Annotated in this window: 13 protein-coding genes; 1 reads left to right on the forward strand and 12 read right to left on the reverse strand. The window is 60.2% G+C overall.

Annotated elements, in window-relative coordinates; all coding sequences use genetic code 11:
* Positions 1-63 precede the first annotated feature (63 nt).
* From trpC to AC1DWG_RS20405, 3 genes are read right to left on the reverse strand one after another with little or no spacing between them, the layout of a single operon-like run.
* A complete protein-coding gene (gene trpC, locus AC1DWG_RS20395; protein ID WP_477788274.1) occupies positions 64-900 on the reverse strand; it encodes an indole-3-glycerol phosphate synthase TrpC in 837 nt (278 codons plus the stop codon).
* Complete coding sequence (gene trpD, locus AC1DWG_RS20400; protein WP_223548332.1) at positions 897-1,946, reverse strand: anthranilate phosphoribosyltransferase; 1,050 nt, start codon at positions 1,944-1,946, stop codon at positions 897-899. The genes trpC and trpD overlap by 4 nt, the downstream gene beginning before the upstream one ends.
* A 9-nt stretch (positions 1,947-1,955) precedes the next feature.
* Positions 1,956-2,549, reverse strand: coding sequence for an aminodeoxychorismate/anthranilate synthase component II (locus AC1DWG_RS20405; protein ID WP_007906885.1), 594 nt, complete (start codon positions 2,547-2,549; stop codon positions 1,956-1,958).
* Between the two features lie 408 nt (positions 2,550-2,957).
* Here AC1DWG_RS20405 and estP point away from each other — a divergent pair, with 408 nt between their 5' ends.
* Positions 2,958-4,868: an esterase EstP gene (estP, locus tag AC1DWG_RS20410; RefSeq protein ID WP_477759779.1), complete on the forward strand. Its 1,911-nt coding sequence runs from the start codon at positions 2,958-2,960 to the stop codon at positions 4,866-4,868.
* Between the two features lie 183 nt (positions 4,869-5,051).
* Here the strand turns inward: estP and trpE are convergent, their stop codons facing one another.
* From trpE to AC1DWG_RS20455, 9 genes are all read right to left on the reverse strand, one after another.
* Positions 5,052-6,533 carry an anthranilate synthase component I gene (gene trpE / locus AC1DWG_RS20415; protein ID WP_477762835.1) on the reverse strand — a complete coding sequence of 494 codons (1,482 nt, stop codon included), beginning with the start codon at positions 6,531-6,533 and terminating at the stop codon, positions 5,052-5,054.
* Positions 6,534-6,603: 70 nt separating this feature from the next.
* Positions 6,604-7,422 carry a phosphoglycolate phosphatase gene (locus AC1DWG_RS20420; protein WP_007986028.1) on the reverse strand — a complete coding sequence of 273 codons (819 nt, stop codon included), beginning with the start codon at positions 7,420-7,422 and terminating at the stop codon, positions 6,604-6,606.
* Positions 7,419-8,093 carry a ribulose-phosphate 3-epimerase gene (rpe, locus tag AC1DWG_RS20425; RefSeq protein ID WP_477755507.1) on the reverse strand — a complete coding sequence of 225 codons (675 nt, stop codon included), beginning with the start codon at positions 8,091-8,093 and terminating at the stop codon, positions 7,419-7,421. The genes AC1DWG_RS20420 and rpe overlap by 4 nt, the downstream gene beginning before the upstream one ends.
* A gap of 115 nt (positions 8,094-8,208) precedes the next feature.
* Positions 8,209-9,357 (reverse strand): iron-containing alcohol dehydrogenase, encoded by a 1,149-nt coding sequence (locus AC1DWG_RS20430; protein WP_477762837.1) that lies wholly within the window; start codon positions 9,355-9,357, stop codon positions 8,209-8,211.
* Between the two features lie 173 nt (positions 9,358-9,530).
* The gene (locus AC1DWG_RS20435; RefSeq protein WP_046039496.1) at positions 9,531-10,355 is read right to left on the reverse strand and encodes an ABC transporter permease; all 825 of its coding nucleotides are present in this window, start codon (positions 10,353-10,355) and stop codon (positions 9,531-9,533) included.
* 12 nt (positions 10,356-10,367) lie between these two features.
* Complete coding sequence (locus tag AC1DWG_RS20440; protein WP_108216892.1) at positions 10,368-11,615, reverse strand: ABC transporter permease; 1,248 nt, start codon at positions 11,613-11,615, stop codon at positions 10,368-10,370.
* A 182-nt stretch (positions 11,616-11,797) separates the two neighbouring features.
* Positions 11,798-12,841 (reverse strand): ABC transporter substrate-binding protein, encoded by a 1,044-nt coding sequence (locus AC1DWG_RS20445; protein ID WP_477762838.1) that lies wholly within the window; start codon positions 12,839-12,841, stop codon positions 11,798-11,800.
* Between the two features lie 47 nt (positions 12,842-12,888).
* The gene (locus AC1DWG_RS20450) at positions 12,889-14,013 is read right to left on the reverse strand and encodes an ABC transporter ATP-binding protein (protein ID WP_008051639.1); all 1,125 of its coding nucleotides are present in this window, start codon (positions 14,011-14,013) and stop codon (positions 12,889-12,891) included.
* Between the two features lie 351 nt (positions 14,014-14,364).
* Positions 14,365-14,994, reverse strand: a complete 630-nt coding sequence (locus AC1DWG_RS20455; protein WP_008051638.1) for a response regulator — start codon at positions 14,992-14,994, stop codon at positions 14,365-14,367.
* Positions 14,995-15,003 lie beyond the last annotated feature (9 nt).

Below are 15,003 nucleotides of genomic sequence, written 5' to 3' on the forward strand. Positions count from 1 at the left end.
CATTAGCAAATCCCTTGTGGGAGCGAGCCTGCTCGCGATGGGGTCGACTCGATCTGCGAGTAATCAGTCGAGTGTCGAACCGCTGACCGACACGCCGCGCTCAGGGAAGAACAGACGCTGCAACTCGGTACCCGGGCTTTCGGCGCGCATGAACGCTTCGCCGACCAGGAACGCGTAGACGTCGCTGATTTCCATCAGTTCGACATCGGCGCGGTTGAGAATGCCGCTCTCGGTGATGACCAGACGATCGCGCGGAATACGCGGCAACAGGTCGAGGGTGGTTTCCAGGCTGACATCGAAGGTGTGCAGATTGCGGTTGTTCACGCCAACCAGTGGAGTGTCGAGGGTTTTCAAGGCCCGCTCCAACTCGTCGCCGTCGTGGACTTCCACCAGCACATCGAGGTTGACGCTTTTGGCCACGGCCGCCAGTTCGGCCATTTTCACGTCATCCAGCGCGGAAACGATCAACAGCACGCAGTCGGCACCCAAGGCACGGGCTTCGACGATCTGGTATGGATCGATCATGAAGTCCTTGCGGATCACCGGCAGCTGGCACGCCGCGCGGGCCTGTTGCAGGTACGCATCCGCGCCCTGGAAGTAGTCGATGTCGGTGAGTACCGACAGGCAGGTCGCGCCGCCCTTCTCGTAGCTTCTGGCGATGTCGGCGGGAACGAAGTTCTCGCGGATCACACCTTTGCTCGGCGAGGCTTTTTTGATTTCGGCAATGACTGCCGGCTGCTTCAGCTTGGCCTGAGCCAGCAAGGCCTTGGCAAAACCACGGGGTGCATCGGCCGTCTTGGCCAGACTTTCCAGCTCGGCGAGGCTGACGCGAGCGCTGCGCTCGGCGACTTCCTCGACCTTGCGCGCCAGAATCTTTTGCAGAACCGTCGGTACACTCATCCCTCATTCTCCACTTTGAATACCGCGGTAAACGCACCCAGCTCCTCGAGCTTTTCCCGAGCGAGGCCGGTGTGCAGCGCATCGTGCGCAAGTGCAACTCCCTCTTTCAAACTGCTGGCATGGTCGGCTGCGTACAGCGCAGCACCGGCATTGAGCATGATCATCTCGGCCGCTTTCTGACCGTTCTCGGTCTTGCGCTTGCCCAGGGCATCGCGAATCAGTTCCAGGGACGCCGCCGGGCTATCCACCGCCAGGCCATGCAAGCTCTGGCTCTTCATGCCCAGGTCTTCCGGCTCGACCCAATACTCGGTGATCTGGTCGTTTTTCAGCTCTGCCACGAAGGTCGGTGCTGCCAGGCTGAACTCATCCAGGCCATCCTTCGAATGCACCACCAGCACATGCTTGCTGCCCAGACGCTGCAACACTTCCGCCAGCGGCCGGCACAATGCCTGGGTGAACACGCCCACCACTTGATGCTTCACACCGGCCGGATTCGTAAGCGGGCCGAGCATGTTGAACAAGGTCCGCAGACCCAGTTCGCGGCGCGGGCTTGCAGCGTATTTCATCGCAGAGTGATGGGTCTGGGCAAACATGAAACCAATACCAACGTTGTCAATGCAGCGCGCCACTTGCACCGGTGTCAGGTTCAGGTAGATACCGGCCGCCTCCAGCAGATCGGCACTGCCGCTCTTGCCCGAGACTGCACGGTTGCCGTGCTTGGCCACGGTGCAGCCAGCAGCGGAAACCACGAACGCAGCAGCGGTCGACACGTTGAAGATATTGGCGCCGTCGCCGCCGGTGCCGACCACATCGACCACACCGTCGAGTGTCTTGAGTTCGACTTTGTCCGCCAGCTCGCGCATCACCGACACCGCGCCGACGATCTCGTCGATGCTTTCGCTCTTCATGCGCATGGCCATCATGAACGCGCCGATCTGCGCGTCGGAGCATTGCCCGGTCATGATTTCGCGCATGACATCGCGCATTTCATCGGTGCTGAGGTCGAGGTGATCGACGATTCGGCTCAGGGCTGTCTTGATATTCATGAAAAGTCCTTAGCGCGTGCCGCCGGTTTGTTTGAGGAAGTTGGCGAACAGTTCGTGGCCCTGTTCGGTGAGGATCGACTCAGGGTGAAACTGCACGCCCTCGATGTTCAGCGTCTTGTGACGCAGGCCCATGATCTCGTCGACCGAGCCGTCTTCGAGCTGGGTCCAGGCGGTCAGTTCCAGACAATCTGGCAGGGTTTCGCGCTTGACGATCAATGAATGATAGCGCGTGACCGTCAGCGGACGATTCAGGCCCTCGAATACACCCTTGTCCTCGTGAAATACCGGGCTAGTCTTACCGTGCATCACTTGGCGGGCGCGCACCACATCACCACCAAAAGCCTGGCCGATGGACTGGTGGCCGAGGCAGACGCCAAGAATCGGCAGTTTGCCGGCGAAATGCTTGATCGCTTCAATCGAGATGCCGGCTTCGGTCGGCGTGCAAGGACCGGGGGACACAACGATGCGCTCAGGGTTGAGGGCTTCGATTTCAGCGATGGTCAGTTCATCGTTGCGCACGACCTTGACTTGGGAGCCGAGCTCGCCCAGGTACTGCACAACGTTGTAGGTAAAGGAGTCGTAGTTATCGATCATCAGCAACATGGCGTTTAGAACCTCTTGAATTCACTGACTTTTAAGATGGCCTTCGAATGATTTACCCGCAGAGCGCTGCGCTTTGTCTGGTGCTGGAGCAGCGCCAGCAAAGCGGCATTTCAAACAGGTAAAGAAGGCAAAGCGATACAGGTCCGGCAAGGCCGGCAAAAGAATTCAGGCGCGCCAACGCCAGCGGGCGTGTGCCTTGATGACTTGATCCAGGAGTTTACTGATGATCAACACGGGGAAGGTCTCGTTCGTACGTTCCGGCACAGTAACTTAGCTGGGCAGAGCGCGCAATATCGCCGGGGGTGCTGCCCGCGAAACTATCAAAGGCTTCGCGACAGATGGCAAAAGGCCGAAAGTTTTTGGTACTGTCGTTTCGTTCACTACAACAATAAATAAACGGACTTGCTCATGATCAAACAGTCGTTGTTTGTACCACTCGCAGGATGCTTGCTCGCGATCGCATGCGCCCAGGCGAACGCCGCACCTAATCCTTATACAAGTTTCATTGTCTTCGGGGACAGCCTCAACGACGCTGGGACCTTTGCCGACACGGGCGGGCCTGCCGGGGCGACGCAGCGCTTCACCAACCGGACGGGGCCGGTGTACCTGGATGGCAGCGGCGAAGTCCGCTCGCTCAACGCCACGCAGATTCTGGGCGGAAAACTGGGGTTTTCACCAGACCAGACGGCATCCTCTGCTTCAGCAGTTCGCGCCAACGAAGGCCTGCCTGATGGTAACAACTGGGCTGTAGGCGGCTACCGTACCGACCAGATTCTTGATTCGATTACCAGCACCTCCGCCACCGGCGAACGCACCCGGGCCGGCTATCTTCCATCCAATAACTTCCGTGCCGACCCGAACGCACTGTATTACCTGTCGGGCGGCGGTAACGACTTCCTGCAAGGTCGAGTCACCAGTCTGCCCCAGGCCAGTGCCGCCGCCGACCGCCTGGCCGACAGCGTGCAGACGCTGCAAACCGCCGGCGCCAAGTACGTCATGGTCTGGTTGCTGCCCGATATCGGCTTTACCCCGGCGTTCAACGGCACCCCGCTGCAAGCGTTCACGTCCCAACTCAGCGCCCAGTTCAACACTGAACTGGTAAGCCGACTGCAAAACATCAATGCCGAAGTCATCCCGCTCAACATTCCGGTACTGCTCAAAGAGACGTTCGCCAACCCGGCACAGTTTGGCCTGGCCACCGACCAGAACCTCATCGCCACCTGCTTCAGCGGCAACGGCTGCACCGAGAACGCCCGCTACGGCATCAACAGCGCCACGCCGGACCCGACCAAGCTGATCTACAACGACTCGGTGCACCCCACCGAAGCCGGGCAGCGCCTGATTGCCGATTACGCCTATTCCCTACTGGCGGCGCCGTGGGAGCTGACCTTGCTGCCGGAAATGGCCCAGGGCACCGTGCGTGCGCATCAGGATGAATTGCGCAATCAGTGGCTGGCCGATTGGGAAAACTGGCAAGGCGTCGGCCAATGGCGAGCCATTGTTTCCGGCGGCGGACAGCATCAGGACTTTGACGGTCAGGACAGCGTGGCAAGCGCCGACGGTAACGGAGCCAACCTGAACATTGGTGGCAGCTATCGTCTCGACGATGCCTGGCGTGTCGGCCTGGTGGCCGGTTTCTATAACCAGAAACTCGAAGCCGGCAACAACGATTCCGACTACAAGCTCAACACTTACCTGGGCACGGCATTCGCCCAGTACCAGCAAAACCGTGTGTGGGCTGATGCGGCGTTGACGGCCGGGCATCTGGATTACGATAGCCTCAAGCGTAAATTCCAGCTGGGCGTCAACGAACGCGGCGAAAAAGGCGATACCAGCGGCTACGTCGAAGCCTTCAGCGCACGCGTGGGTTACGACATTGCGCAACAAGCCAGCAGCCCCTGGCACCTGTCTCCGTTTGTCAGCGCCGACTTCTCCAAGGTACAAGTCGACGGTTACTCGGAGGACGGCAACAATTCCACGGCGCTGACTTTCGCCGATCAGGAGCGTATTTCCCGGCGTCTGGGCGCTGGCCTGCAGGGCAAATACCAGATCACCCCGCAAACCCAGGTTTTCGGCGAAGCGGCAATCGAGCGTGAGTACAACGACGACACTCAGGACGTGGGTATCAACCTCAACAGCCTGCCGAACAATCAGTTCACGCTGGAAGGCTACACCCCGCAAAGTCATTTGCAACGTGTGAACCTTGGGGTGAGCCACAACCTCACCAAGGACCTGGCATTGCGCGCCAGCTACAGTATTCGCAAGGACGACGATTTCACCCAACAGGGCATCAACCTAGGTGTTGCGCTGGACTTCTGATGTGCAGGCAATAAAAAACGCGGCACCCTCACAGGCGCCGCGTTTTTTTATGGTGGTGTAACCCCTGTAGGAGCGAGCTTGCTCGCGATAGCGGTGGGTCAGACAACATCAATGTGGCAGTGATGGCCCCATCGTCGGAACGCCGCCCGGAGCAAGCTCGCTCCTACAGGGTTTTGCGTGAAATCAGGCTTTCGGGGTTTGTTCGGCCAGGGCAACGGCGCGGAACATCGCGCGACGCTTGTTCAGGGTTTCTTCCCATTCCAGCGCCGGCACCGAGTCAGCCACAATGCCGCCACCGGCCTGCACGTGCAGTTCGCCGTTCTTGATCACCGCCGTGCGGATCGCAATGGCGGTGTCCATGTTGCCGTTCCAGGCAAAGTAACCGACCGCACCGCCGTAGACGCCACGCTTGACCGGCTCCAGTTCGTCGATGATTTCCATTGCGCGAATCTTCGGTGCGCCGGACAAGGTGCCCGCCGGCAGAATCGCTCGCAGTGCGTCCATGGCCGTCAGCCCTGCTTTCAGTTGCCCGGTGACGTTGGACACGATGTGCATCACGTTGGAGTATCGCTCGATGACCATCTTCTCGGTGAGCTTCACCGAACCGATTTCCGATACGCGACCGGTGTCGTTGCGACCGAGGTCGATCAGCATCAAGTGTTCGGCGATTTCCTTGTCGTCCGACAGCAGGTCTTTTTCCAGCGCCAGGTCGGCCTCTTCGTTGGCGCCCCGCGGACGGGTGCCGGCAATCGGGCGCACGGTGATCAGGTTGTCTTCGACCCGCACCAGCACTTCCGGAGAACTGCCGACGACGTGGAAGTCGCCGAAGTTGAAGAAGTACATGTAAGGCGTCGGGTTGAAGCAGCGCAGCGCGCGGTACAGATCGATCGGCGCCGCCTTGAAGTCGATCGACATGCGCTGGGACGGCACGACCTGCATGCAGTCACCGGCCAGAATGTATTCCTTGATGGTGTCGACGGCTTTTTCGTAATCGTCCTGGGTGAAGCTGGAGCGGAATACCGGGTCAGCCGATTGTTGTTTGCTGAAGTCCAGGCCACGGCGTGGGGTGATCGGCTGACGGAGTTTTTCCAGCAGCTCTTCCAGGCGTGCGCGACCTTGTTCGAAGGCGTCTTCCTGCGCCGGGTCGGCCAAGACGATGGCGTGCATCTTGCCGGCCAGGTTATCGAACACCACCACCGCGTCGGAAACCATCAGCAGAATGTCCGGCACGCCCAGCGGATCCGGGTTCGGGCACTTGCCCAGACGCTTTTCCACGTAACGCACGCAGTCGTAACCGAAGTAGCCCACCAGGCCGCCGTTGAAGCGCGGCAGGCCGGCAATGGTCGGCACGTTGTAGCGGGCCTTGAAGGTTTCGACGAAGGCCAGCGGGTCTTCCACATCGTGGCTTTCGGTCTCGACGCCATCGACGGTCACACTGACGTGATGATCGTGAACCCGCAGCACGGTGCGGCACGGCAAGCCGATGATCGAGTAACGGCCCCACTTCTCGCCGCCCTGTACGGACTCCAGCAAGTAGGAATTGGGCTCGTCGGCCAGCTTCAGGTAGATCGACAGCGGCGTGTCGAAGTCGGCCAGGGTTTCGCAGGCAAGCGGGATGCGGTTGTAGCCGGCAGCGGCCAAACGCAGGAATTCTTCGCGGATCATGAGGTGCCTCGTGGCTTGAGGGTCGAACAGTCAGGTATGCAAACGCGCCGGATAACCGGCCAGAATCAAGTCAGGCGCGCCAACGCCAGCGGGCCAGGGCCTTGATGACTTTCATCCAGAGTTTGCGAGTGACCACCACGATGGCGTTTCCAGAAGGGGGTTTGACAGCGTCGGCCAACGTTATCTCAGCGGCCGGATCCAGGCAACCGGGAATTAGTTTGCGCAGGTCGTCGATCACCAGCGCCGGCGACTCTTCGGCAATTGGCCGACCGTGGTTATAGCCGTAGCTCAGGGCCACGCACTTGACCCCCGCCGCTTTCGCCGCCAGCACATCGCTGCGCGAATCGCCGACAAACAACGACTGCGAAGCCGGAATGTTGGCCATTTTCATCACGAAAAACAGCGCGGCCGGATCGGGTTTTTTCTGTGGCAGGGTGTCGCCGCCGATGATCCAGCGGAAGTAACGACCGATTTTCATCTGATCCAGCAGCGGCGCGACGAAACGCTCCGGCTTGTTGGTGATCAGTGCCATCTCGACGCCCTGCTTTTGCAGCCACTTGAGGAAGTCGCGCACACCGGGATACACCACCGTCAACTCATGGCTCTCGCCATAAGCCTGCATGAAATACTCCAGCGCCCGTTCGGCCTCGTGGTTATCGACCGCCGAATGATCGATAGCGCCAGCCAGCGCACGACGCACCAATACCGGCGCGCCGTTGCCGACCCATTCGCGTACTGCTTCCAGACCGGCGGGCTTACGACCGAGTTTGAGCAGCATCTTGTCCACAGCCACTGCCAGGTCCGGGACCGAGTCGATCAAGGTACCGTCCAGATCGAACATCACCAGCCGCGGCAGTTGCCCCGGGAACAACTGCTCAAAGCCACTCATGGGCGAGCCAGCGCCAGTTCGGAACGCATCTTGTCGATGACTTCCTGATAGTTCGGCGCATTGAAGATGGCCGAGCCGGCGACGAAGGTGTCGGCACCGGCCGCTGCGATTTCGCGGATGTTGTTCACGTTCACGCCACCGTCGATTTCCAGGCGAATGTCGCGGCCGGAGGCATCGATCAGCGCCCGCACTTCACGCAGCTTGTCGAGGGTGCCGGGGATGAACTTCTGCCCGCCGAAGCCCGGGTTGACGCTCATCAACAGGATCATGTCGACCTTGTCCATGACGTACTTGAGCACATCCAGCGGGGTCGCCGGGTTGAACACCAGTCCCGACTTGCAGCCGCCTTCGCGGATCAATTGCAGGGAGCGGTCGATGTGCTGGGTGGCTTCCGGGTGGAAGGTGATGTAAGTAGCGCCGGCTTCGATGAAGTCGCCGACGATGCGGTCCACCGGGCTGACCATCAGGTGCGCGTCGATCGGCGCGGTCACGCCGTACTTGCGCAGTGCCGCGCAGACCATCGGGCCGATGGTCAGGTTGGGCACGTAGTGGTTGTCCATGACATCGAAGTGCACGAAGTCAGCGCCGGCGGCCAGGACATTGTCCACTTCTTCACCCAGGCGGGCGAAGTCGGCGGAGAGAATCGACGGAGCAATTACGAAGGGCTGCATGACGCACCTTTTCTGAGCAGAATCACGATGGCGCGCATTGTATACCTCATGCTTTGACGTGCGCACCGTGAGCGCGATGATTGGACCTTGCCATCATCCATCAACGGCAGAAGCCCTAATACGCCGCGCGATAGATCTTTTCGATATCGGTGGCACTCAATTTGCGCGGATTGTTGCGCATCAAGCGCTCGATCCCCGCCGCTTCCACGGCCATGGACGGGATGGCGTCCTCGGGCACACCGAAACTGCGCAGGCCCTGAGGAATTTCCACGGCTGCACACAGCTCGCTCATGGCTTGCACGGCTTTGTCGGCCGCTTCGTTGATGCTCAAATGAGCGGTCTTCACACCCATGGCCTCGGCGATATCCTGCATGCGTTCGATGCAGGCCATCTTGTTCCAGGTCATGACATGGGGCAGTAGCAAGGCATTACTGACCCCATGGGCAATGTTGAAACGCCCGCCCAGCGAATACGCCAGCGCATGCACCGCGCCGACCCCGGCATTGCCGAACGCCATCCCGGCCATCAGGCTGGCAGTGGCCATGTCTTCCCGGGCTTGCAGGTTCGACGGGTTGGCGTAGGCCTTGGGCAAAGCCTTGGCGATCAACTTGATGGCGCCGATGGCCAACGCATCGGTAATCGGCGAGGCGTTGACCGACAGATAGGACTCGATAGCGTGCACCAGCGCATCGACGCCGCTGGCCGCCGTGACGCTGCGCGGACAGGTCAGGGTCATTTGCGGACTGACCAGCGCCACATCCGGCAACAGGTAGTCGCTGACAATGCCCTTCTTCAGTTGCGCGACCTTGTCGGAAAGGATGGCGACGTTGGTCACTTCCGAGCCGGTGCCGGCGGTGGTCGGGATGGCAATCAGCGGCGGGCCCTTGCGCGGGACCTGATCGATACCGAACAGATCCTCCAGCGCGCCGTGGTAACCGGCATAGGCCGCCACGCTCTTGGCAATGTCGATGGCACTGCCGCCGCCCAGGCCGATCAAGCCGTCATGCCCACCGTCGCGATAGGCACGCATGCAATCTTCGACGATGGCGATTTCCGGGTCTGGCAGTACCCGGTCGAAAATCTCGTAACTGCGTTCGCCCAACTGCGCCAGTGCCAGTTCTACCGTGCCGGACTTGACCAGGGCGGCGTCGGTGACGATCAGCGGGTTGTCGATGTCCAGGCGTGTCAGCTCGGCGGCCAGTTGCTCAATGGCACCTGCGCCGGTGATCAGCTTGTGAGCGATTTTGAAAGAGGAAAGACTCATGTGCGCAGCCTCTTATAGGTAGGGGAGCTGGGCACAATAGTAGCTGGGGATTGCGGGTTGTCTTCCATTCAGGTCATGAATGACCGTAGGAGCTGCCGAAGGCTGCGATCTTTTGATTTTGAAAATCAACTTCAATAGATCGCAGCCTTCGGCAGCTCCTACAATGGACCGCGTCAGACCTGCGCCGTACGCAGTTTCTCGCTACGACCGCGCAGCCATTCCAGAGTCAGCAGCAGGATCACCGAGAAGGCAATCAGCAGCGTCGCGGCGGCAGCGATGGTCGGGCTGAGGTTTTCGCGGATGCCGCTGAACATCTGCCGTGGCAGGGTCGCTTGTTCAGGGCCGGCGAGGAACAGCGTCACCACCACCTCATCGAACGAAGTCGCAAAGGCAAACAGCGCCCCCGAGATCACGCCCGGAGCGATCAGCGGCAAGGTCACCCGGCGGAACGTGGTCAACGGCGAAGCGCCCAGGCTTGCCGCGGCCCGTACCAGGTTCTGGTTGAACCCCTGCAAGGTCGCCGACACTGTGATGATCACAAACGGCACACCGAGCACGGCATGCACGACGATCAGCGAGGTGTAGCTGTTGCCAAATCCCAGTGGAGCGAAGGTCAGGTAACTGGCCACACCAATGATCACCACCGGCACCACCATCGGCGAAATCACTAGCGCCATCACCAGCGGCTTGCCCGGGAAATCGCCTCGGGTCAGGCCGATCGCCGCCAGCGTGCCGAAGATCATCGCCAGTACCGTCGCTGCCGGGGCCACGATGATGCTGTTCTTCAACGAACGCATCCATTCAGCCGAGGCAAAGAAGTCCTGGTACCAGTGCAGCGAAAAGCCTTGCAGCGGATAGACCAGAAAACTCCCCGAGTTGAACGACAGCGGAATGATCACCAGTACCGGCAGGATCAGGAACAACAGAATCAAGCCGCAGAGAATCCGCAAGCTGTAGAACCACACCCGTTCGATGGGCGACATATAAGGACTCAGCATTTCGTTCTCCCCTTAGCTCAGGCGCAGGCGGCTGGCGCCCACCAGCCAGCTGTAAATCAGATAAAGCACCACAGTCGCCAGCAGCAACAATCCACCGAGTGCGGTCGCCATGCCCCAGTTGATGCTGGTGTTGGTGTAGAAGGCGACGAAATAGCTGACCATCTGATCGTTCGGGCTGCCCAGCAATGCCGGGGTGATGTAGTAGCCGATGGCGAGGATGAACACCAACAGGCATCCGGCGCCGACACCGGCATAGGTCTGCGGGAAGTACACCCGCCAGAAACTGGCGAACGGATGGCAGCCGAGGGAAATCGCGGCACGCATATAGGTCGGCGAGATGCCTTTCATCACGCTGTAGATCGGCAGGATCATGAACGGCAGCAGGATGTGCACCATCGAGATGTAGACACCGACGCGGTTGAACACCAGCTCGATCGGCTTATCGATGATGCCCATGGCCATCAGGCCGCTGTTGATCAGGCCACCCGATTGCAGCAATACGATCCACGCCGCGACCCGCACCAGGATCGAGGTCCAGAACGGCAACAGCACCAGAATCATCAGCAGGTTGCTCTGCCGTGACGGCAGGTTCGCCAGCAGGTAAGCCAAGGGGTATGCCAGCACCAGGCAGATCACGGTGATGATCAGGCCCATCCAGAAGGTGCGGGCGAAGATGTCGAGGTAGATCGCCTGATCCGGGGTGGCCGGAGCGATTTCGCCGAGGTCGTCGATGCGATGATCGACGGCCGCCAGCAGGTAATACGGGGTGATGCTGCTGGTGTTGCGGCGTACCGCTTGCCAGTAGGCCGGGTCGCCCCAACGTTCATCGAGACCTTCCAGCGCTTCTTTATAAGAAGCCGGCTCAGTGGCGAGCGGCAAGGCGCGGGCGGTTTTGGTCAGCAGGCTGCGGTAGCCGGCCAGTTCCATGTTCAGGCGCTTGGACAAATCGCCCAGGGTCTGGTTCTTGCGAGCGTCGGCGAGATCTTCGGCCGCCGCTTTGTAAACTGGTTCAGCGGGCAGGCCGCGGCCGTCCCAACTGGCGATGGCGGTCACGGTGCGCGGCATGCCGCCGACCACTTCCGGGTTGCCAACGCTTTTGTAGAGCAGCGCCACGATCGGCACCAGGAACACCAGCAACAGAAACAGCACCAGCGGCGCGATCAACGCCTGGGCCTTCCAGCGGTTGACCCGCTCGGCGTGCTTGAGCCGCTGCTTCAAGGTGGGGCTGGTGCCCTCGTTCAGGGGAACGGCGATAGCCATGACGTACTCCGGGAATCTTTGATCGTTACAGAGGCGGCGAACCGCCCCTGTTGTGTTGAAACACCGCAACTTGTAGGAGCGAGCTTGCTCGCGATGAGGCCATCACATTCAACATCCATGTTGATTGACCCACCGCTTTCGCGAGCAAGCTCGCTCCTACAGCGTAAGCCCGCGGTGCGGTCTTACTTGGCAGCCCAGGCGTTGAAGCGCTGTTCCAGTTGCTCGCCGTTGTCAGCCCAGAAGCTGACGTCGATCTGCACCTGGTTGGCGATGTTTTCCGGGGTGGTCGGCATGTCTTTCAGGACATCCTTGGACAGCAACGGTACGGCTTGGATGTTGGCCGGGCCGTAGGCGATGTTTTCCGAGTAGGTCTTCTGCTGTTGTGGCATCACCGAGTAAGCGATGAACTTCTTCGCCGCTTCGGCACGCGCCTTGTCCAGGCCTTTTGGAATGGCCCATGCGTCGAAGTCGTAGATGCCGCCGTTCCACACCACTTTCAGGTTGCTTTCTTTCTGCACGGCAGCGATCCGGCCGTTGTAGGCCGAGCTCATGACCACGTCACCGGAAGCGAGGTATTGCGGCGGTTGTGCGCCGGCTTCCCACCACTGGATGTTCGGCTTGAGCTCATCGAGCTTCTTGAACGCGCGGTCCTGACCGTCTTTACCGGCCAGCACTTTGTAGACGTCTTTCGGCGCAACGCCGTCGGCCATCAGTGCGAATTCCAGGGTGTACTTGGCGCCTTTACGCAGGCCACGCTTGCCCGGGAACTGCTTGGTGTCCCAGAAATCCACCCAACTGGTCGGTGCGCTTTTCAGCTTGTCGGCGTTGTAGGCCAGCACGGTCGACCACACGAAGAAACCCACGCCGCAAGGCTGGATGGCGCCCTTGACGTAGTCTTCGTTCTTGCCGAACAACTTCGGATCGAGCTGCTCGAACATGTCTTCGTCGCAACCACGGGACAGTTCCGGCGACTCAACCTCTACCAGATCCCAGGACACGCTTTTGGTGTCGACCATGGCCTTGACCTTGGCCATTTCGCCGTTGTACTCGCCGGCCACGATCTTGCCGTTGCCTGCCGCTTCCCACGGTGCGTAGAAGGCTTTGACCTGAGCCGCCTTGTTCGCGCCGCCAAAGGACACCACGGTCAGGTCCGGGCCGGCCGCCATTGCGTGTGCCGCGCCCATCATGCCCAGTGCCAAAGCGGTGAATTTCAGGGATCTCAACATTTATTGTTCTCTCCACGTGCAGGGTTGGTGTTGGTATTGCGGGGCGATCAATTCGCCTCTAGAAGAGGGTCGAGCGCGCGAACGTGTTCGACCTGCCAGCCAAGCGGTACCACGTCACCGACGGCGAGCGATGGATCAAGCTCGGCAATCGGCTGTTTCACGAAGAAGTCGGTCTTGCCGCAGACTTCCATGCGCACCCGGACGTGGTCGCCCAGATAGATGAATTCTTCGACTCGCCCGGAGAAGCGGTTGACGCATTGGTCGCTGGAGCCATTGAGGCTCACTCGCTCCGGACGAATGGACAGGGTCACCGGCTCACCGGTCTGGCCGACGTTAACCGCCAGGGCTTCGACCTTTTCACCGCGTCCGAGCTCGACAATGCAACGGTCGCCGGTTTGGCTGTGCAGGCGGCCATTGAGGCGGTTGTTCTCGCCGATGAAGTTGGCGACGAAGGTGTTCTTTGGCTCTTCGTAGAGGGTGCGCGGCGGCGCGATCTGCTGGATTTCGCCCTGGTGGAACACCGCCACACGGTCGGACATGGTCAAGGCTTCGCCCTGATCGTGGGTCACGTAGACCACGGTGACGCCCAGGCGCTGGTGCAGGTGCTTGATCTCCATCTGCATGTGTTCACGCAGTTGTTTGTCGAGTGCGCCGAGGGGTTCGTCCATCAGCACCAATTGCGGCTCGAACACCAGTGCGCGGGCCAATGCCACACGCTGTTGCTGACCACCGGAGAGCTGCGCCGGGTAGCGTTGGGCGAAGGCATCGAGCTGGACCATGCTCAGGACCCGCTTGACCCGGGCACTGACGTCGCTCTTGTTCATGCCGCGTACGGTCAGCGGGAACGCCAGGTTCTCGGCCACCGTCATGTGCGGGAACAATGCGTAGTTCTGGAACACCATGCCGATGTCGCGCTTGTGCGGCGGCACGTTGTTGATGGCGCGCCCGGCCAACAGGATTTCGCCCGCGGTCGGCGTTTCGAAACCGGCGAGCATCATCAGGCTGGTGGTCTTGCCGGAACCGGACGGCCCGAGCAACGTGAGGAATTCGCCTTTGCGAATGTCCAGGTTGAGGTCTTTGACGATCAGGTTCTCGCCGTCGTAGCTCTTCTGCACTCCACGAAAGCTGACCAGAACATCATTGGCCCCTGCGCTTGAATCGACCTGGCTCATACCCACACCTTTGTTATTGATGACTGCTGTGGGAATAAGCCTAGTGGACACTGGGGACCACGCAAATCGGGGGGCAAGAGAGATTCGCCTCAGCAGGATGGAAGGCTTTGGGTAGGGATTGCCCTACAAGGATGGCGCAAATGGACAAGGCAGCTACAAGTGTCGAGCTTCAAGCCGTAAAAACTAGCAAAACGGCTGTCGCTATTGGATATGCCAGCCATCCCAAACCAGACGGAGATCCCTTGTAGGAGTGAGCCTGCTTGCGATGGCGTCCTGTCAGTCAACATTGCATTGACTGATCCACCGCGATCGCGAGCAGGCTCACTCCTACAGTTTTGATTGCGGTGTTGTTTAGAGGAGTTTGTGCTCCATCGCATACTTCACCAGTTCCGCCAACGAGGTGATGTTGAGTTTCTGCATCAGCCGCGCCTTGTGGGTGCTGATGGTTTTGCTGCTCAGCGCCAGTTGCTGAGCGATATCGTTGACGTTGGCGCCCTGGGCCAAGCGTTCGAACACAGAAAATTCGCGCTCGGAGAGCAGCGAATGCAAAGGACGCGAGTCGGTCAGGCCGACCTCGAAGACCATGCGGTCTGCCAGTTCCGGGTCGATATAACGCCCGCCCGACGCCACTTTGCGAATGGCCGTCAGCAACAGCGCCGGGTCGCTGTCCTTGGTCGCATAACCGGCAGCGCCTACCTTCAACGCACGGGCGGCCATTTGCGCTTCATCGTGCATCGACAACACCAGGATCGCCGGCGGATTATTCAGGGCGCGAATCCGCGGAATCGCTTCCAGACCGTTGACACCTGGCATGGAGATGTCCAGCAACACCACTTCGCAGGGCACATGACGCAAGGTGTCGAGCAACTGCTCGCCATTGCTCGCCTCCCCCACCACCAGCAAGTCCTTGGCCAGGCCGATCAACTGCTTGATGCCTTCGCGAACGATGGTGTGGTCTTCGGCTACCAGTACACGAATCACTTGCCCCTC

Source organism: Pseudomonas sp. P4_B3, assembly GCF_056402295.1.

What these genes read in the sequence shown, in the direction of transcription:
- trpC (WP_477788274.1), bottom strand. Translation starts at nt 900, where the DNA reads ATGAGTGTACCGACGGTTCTGCAAAAGATTCTGGCGCGCAAGGTCGAG.
- trpD (WP_223548332.1), bottom strand. Translation starts at nt 1,946, where the DNA reads ATGAATATCAAGACAGCCCTGAGCCGAATCGTCGATCACCTCGACCTC.
- AC1DWG_RS20405 (WP_007906885.1), bottom strand. Translation starts at nt 2,549, where the DNA reads ATGTTGCTGATGATCGATAACTACGACTCCTTTACCTACAACGTTGTG.
- estP (WP_477759779.1), top strand. Translation starts at nt 2,958, where the DNA reads ATGATCAAACAGTCGTTGTTTGTACCACTCGCAGGATGCTTGCTCGCG.
- trpE (WP_477762835.1), bottom strand. Translation starts at nt 6,533, where the DNA reads ATGATCCGCGAAGAATTCCTGCGTTTGGCCGCTGCCGGCTACAACCGC.
- AC1DWG_RS20420 (WP_007986028.1), bottom strand. Translation starts at nt 7,422, where the DNA reads ATGAGTGGCTTTGAGCAGTTGTTCCCGGGGCAACTGCCGCGGCTGGTG.
- rpe (WP_477755507.1), bottom strand. Translation starts at nt 8,093, where the DNA reads ATGCAGCCCTTCGTAATTGCTCCGTCGATTCTCTCCGCCGACTTCGCC.
- AC1DWG_RS20430 (WP_477762837.1), bottom strand. Translation starts at nt 9,357, where the DNA reads ATGAGTCTTTCCTCTTTCAAAATCGCTCACAAGCTGATCACCGGCGCA.
- AC1DWG_RS20435 (WP_046039496.1), bottom strand. Translation starts at nt 10,355, where the DNA reads ATGCTGAGTCCTTATATGTCGCCCATCGAACGGGTGTGGTTCTACAGC.
- AC1DWG_RS20440 (WP_108216892.1), bottom strand. Translation starts at nt 11,615, where the DNA reads ATGGCTATCGCCGTTCCCCTGAACGAGGGCACCAGCCCCACCTTGAAG.
- AC1DWG_RS20445 (WP_477762838.1), bottom strand. Translation starts at nt 12,841, where the DNA reads ATGTTGAGATCCCTGAAATTCACCGCTTTGGCACTGGGCATGATGGGC.
- AC1DWG_RS20450 (WP_008051639.1), bottom strand. Translation starts at nt 14,013, where the DNA reads ATGAGCCAGGTCGATTCAAGCGCAGGGGCCAATGATGTTCTGGTCAGC.